This is a genomic window from Sphingomonas bacterium (assembly GCF_903643065.1).
Classification (GTDB): Bacteria; Pseudomonadota; Alphaproteobacteria; order Sphingomonadales; family Sphingomonadaceae; genus Sphingomonas.
On sequence record NZ_CAHJWX010000285.1, the window covers coordinates 1 to 3,871 of the forward strand.

Genomic DNA, 3,871 nt, shown 5'->3' on the forward strand with positions numbered 1-3,871 from the left:
CCGCGCCTCGGGTGGGGCGGGCGCCTATCCGTTGGCGGGATACGCCCCAGACTCACCACCGGTCACCTGTAGGCTTGCCGCCTCCAGCCGCGCGAGCACGCCCTGCGTCACCTGGCCCAGCGCCTCTTCCGAGAAGAAGCCGCCCGGCACTAGGCAGCGGTCGATCAGCACGCGGCGGAAGGCGGCGAAGGTCTCCGCATCCGGCCGGCCGGGATCGCGCCAGAAATCGTCCAGCGTGCCCTGGAACGTGATCCCCGCCATGTCGTAGATCGCCTGGCCAAGCGCGATCACCGGCACGCCTTCGCTGAGCGCCAGCGTGCCGCTAGTGCTGTTGATCGTCACCATGCCCCTGGCACCCCGGGCGACGGGCACTATGTCGCCGCTTTCCAGATAGTCGATGCGTCCCTCGACGCCGTACAACGCGGCGAGCGAGGCCGCCTCGTCGCGCCAGTCGCGCACGCCATTATCGAGCGGATGCTCCTTGATGAGAAGGCGCAACGGCGCGGACGCATGCACGGCGAACGAATCGATCACCAGCCGCAGCGCGTCCGAGATGCCCGCGAAGGGCGAATGCAGCCGGATCTGCGCGTCGGAATCGAGCTGGAGCGGGAACAGCACGTACGGATCGCCGCCCTGCGCCAGCGCGTCCATTACCCGGCGGGACCGCCCGGCCGCCTCGTCCCGATGCCTCAGCCGCCGCACCCAGCCGGTCGCCTCCACCAGCGCGGGCCAGGGACGATGATTTTGCCAATAGGGATAGCGCCAGCGGCTGAGCACGTCGGCCGCGTTGTAGGCCAGCGCCTCGGCCGCGCGGCGCCGGAACGACGAGGGCACCTGATGATGCTCGGGCGCGGGCGGCAGGCGGGCGGCCTCGGCGCGATACCAGGCGGGATCGCGCGGCAGGCTGGAATGGCCGTTCACCCCGCCCGCCTCGAACGTCACCCAGTCGGGGCGGATATAGCCTTCCTCAAACACGTACACGGGCGTGCCCAGCGCGCGGCAGGTGTGGATCGCGGCCATGTGCAGCGGTCGGCAGTCGCCGAACAGCACGACGTCGGTGATGCCGTGCGCGGCGATCATGCCGGCCAGCGCGTCGGGCCAGTCCGCGGGCGAACCGCGATAGTCAATGCCGCCCGGCAGCCGCCAGAACAACCAGTCCCCGCCGTTGAAGTTCACCTTGTGGACGCAGTGCCCGCGCGCGCGCAGCGCCTGGCCCAGCCGGCGGAACAGCGGGCCCATCAGCCCCTGGAGCAACAGGATACTGCGGCGAGCAGGGCGCGGGGCGGGCTGCGGCATCCCCGACGTCGCTACTGTCGTAATCGGGCGATGAGCGGTCGGGTCGGGCGTCTGGCGGTCGTGCATGTATCGACCCCGATATAGCGATAGGCGACAAGGAGCGATATCAAACACGTAAGGGGCAACGGCGGCGGACACCTTCCGGCCGTGACAGTCCCACGGCCCACCGCTACGCCGCGCGTCGCGTCACTGCGGGCACCGGGCATCGGCCGGGCGTCGGGCGGCATCAGGGCTTCAGGCGGCGGACTCGGTGATCTTCAGCTTTTGCCTTCTCGCCACCATCGTCGGCTCGTTGCTGCTGGACACGCTGGTGCGGCCGCGGCCGAAGCGGGCGTGGACGGGGCAGCGCAGCCTGCCGGGACGGGCGCTGCTGCTCGCGGCAACGACGACGCTGTTCGGTCTGTTCTTCGCACTGTCGGGCAGCGCGCCGCTCGCTGCGGCGCTGGCAGTCGCGTTGCTGGCCGCCTTCATGCTCGCGTCCAACGCCAAGCACGCGGTGCTGGGCGAGCCGCTGCTGTTCTCGGACTTGGCGCTGGTGGGGGGGATGATGCGCCATCCGGGCTTCTACCTGACTGCCCTGACCGTGCGGCAGAAGGCGGGGGCCGTGGTCGGCATCGTCGGGCTGGTTGTCGCGCTCGCCTGGCTGTTCATGCCGCGGGCGGGGCCGCATCTGGTGGGGGCGGCGCTGGGCGTGGCGGCGGGGGGAGTGCTGGTTGCGATGCTGCGCGGCTGGACCGTTGCCGGGCTGGCGCCGGAGCCCGATGCCGACGCCGACGTCGCCCGCCATGGCCTGGTCGCGACGATGCTGCTCTACTGGTGGCGCTGGCGTGATACGCCCGATCCGCCGGCGTGTCCGACCCCGGCGGCGACGTTACCCGATACGACGCCCGAACTTGTCATCGTCGTGCAGTGCGAGTCCTTTGCCGATCCCGTGGCACTGACCGGCAACCCTTCGCTGGCCCTCGCCGGGCTGACGCGCGCACGGGAGCGGGCGTCGCTGTGGGGCGACCTCGCCGTCAGCGGCTTCGGCGCCTACACGATGCGGACCGAATACGGCGTGCTGTTCGGGCGCGACGAGGACGCGCTGGGCTTTCGCCGCTTCGACCCGTTCCTCACTGCAGCGCGCGAGGCTTCGTACGCGCTCCCCCGCCGGCTGGGCGCGGCGGGCTATACCGGCGTGTTCGCGCACCCGCACGACCTGCGCTTCTACCGCCGCGACCGGCTCATGCCCGAAATCGGCTTTTCGCGCGTGATCGGCGCGGAGGGGTTCCCGCCGACGCCGCCCGGCGAGCGCTATCTCGACGACCCGACCTTCGGCACCGCGCTCGCCGCGCTCGCCGCTGCGGCCGCGGGGCCGACGTTCCTCTACGCCGTCACGATGGAGAACCACGGGCCGTGGGTGGCAGGCCATCCGGCCGGATCGCCCGGCGGGCTCGAGGCGTATCTCGGCCACCTGCGCGGCAGCGACGCGATGTTGTCAGGCCTGATCGACCATCTGGATGCGGGGGGCCGGCGCGCGCTGCTGGTGTTCTTCGGCGATCACCGGCCTAGCATCCCCGGCGCGGTCGAGCCGGGCCCGGTGCGCCACACGCCCTATGCGATGCTGCACTTTCCTCGCGAGGAGGAGGTTTCCGGCCGACGCGCGGACCTATCGCCCGACGAGCTGCACCACGCGATCCTGCACGCCACGCTGCGTCGCGGCGCAATTTGTAGGAAATCCGCGTCGGCTCCTACCGATGTTGAGGATAAGCAATCGTAGAACGTGGCAAATTCGTTGCGGGCATCACGGGTTGACAGGACGAGCGCCCCCCTGTCCATGACGACGGAGATGGACATGCCACGACAAGGCCGGACACCGAACCGGAGGACAGGAGCGCGTCGCGCCCAGCCGCAGCGCCTGCGGCTGTTCCGCAGCGATCGTCTGGAGCGGCTGACGGTGATGACGCCGCGGGCGTTCGCGGCCACCTGGGGCCTGCTGCTGCCGCTCGTCGCCTGGGCGGGCTCGGGGGCGGCAAGCCTTCCGGCGTGGTTCGCGCTGGTGGCGCTGGGCCTGGTCGGCTGGTCGCTGTTCGAATATGCGATGCACCGCTTCCTGTTCCATCTGGAACCACGCTCCGCATTTGGCCGGCGGCTCGGCTTCATCATGCACGGCAACCACCACGAGGATCCCGGCGACCCGCATCGCAGCATGATGCCGCTCGCCGTCAGCCTGCCCTGGTCCGCCGCGATCTGGGCCGGGTGCGCGCTGGCGTTCGGGCCGGCGGGAACGGTAGCGTTCTTGGGCTTCGCGATCGGCTACGTCGCGTACGACAGCATCCACTACGCCTGCCACCAGTTGCCGGTGAAGGGCCGCCTGCTCCGCGCGCTGCGCCGGCACCACCTGCGCCATCACTTCGGGCGCGAGGAAGGACATTATGCGATCACCGCGATCTGGTGGGACCGGGTGTTCGGGACGATGGTGGCGGGGAAGGCAGCGTCGGGCATCATGCAGGTTCGCACCTAGCACTACTTTGGCAGAGTGAAGGAACTGGGTGGAATCGCGGATGATTCTGGTGGCATGAAGTTGCTGACCGGG

Annotated in this window: 3 protein-coding genes; 2 read left to right on the forward strand and 1 reads right to left on the reverse strand. The window is 70.3% G+C overall.

What is annotated here, in order from left to right:
- Window positions 1-24 precede the first annotated feature (24 nt).
- Complete coding sequence (locus HUU95_RS10440) at window positions 25-1,296, reverse strand: capsule biosynthesis protein (protein WP_174280054.1); 1,272 nt, start codon at window positions 1,294-1,296, stop codon at window positions 25-27.
- A 250-nt stretch (window positions 1,297-1,546) separates the two neighbouring features.
- Here HUU95_RS10440 and HUU95_RS10445 point away from each other — a divergent pair, with 250 nt between their 5' ends.
- Both HUU95_RS10445 and HUU95_RS10450 read left to right on the forward strand, forming a co-directional pair.
- A complete protein-coding gene (locus HUU95_RS10445; protein ID WP_174280055.1) occupies window positions 1,547-3,055 on the forward strand; it encodes an LTA synthase family protein in 1,509 nt (502 codons plus the stop codon).
- Between the two features lie 75 nt (window positions 3,056-3,130).
- On the forward strand, window positions 3,131-3,799 hold the full coding sequence (locus HUU95_RS10450; protein ID WP_174280056.1) for a sterol desaturase family protein: 669 nt from the start codon (window positions 3,131-3,133) through the stop codon (window positions 3,797-3,799).
- Window positions 3,800-3,871: the final 72 nt, after the last annotated feature.

Bases quoted from the DNA above. Each gene is read 5' to 3' on its own strand.
- HUU95_RS10440 (WP_174280054.1), bottom strand. From the start codon at position 1,296: ATGCCGCAGCCCGCCCCGCGCCCTGCTCGCCGCAGTATCCTGTTGCTC.
- HUU95_RS10450 (WP_174280056.1), top strand. From the start codon at position 3,131: ATGCCACGACAAGGCCGGACACCGAACCGGAGGACAGGAGCGCGTCGC.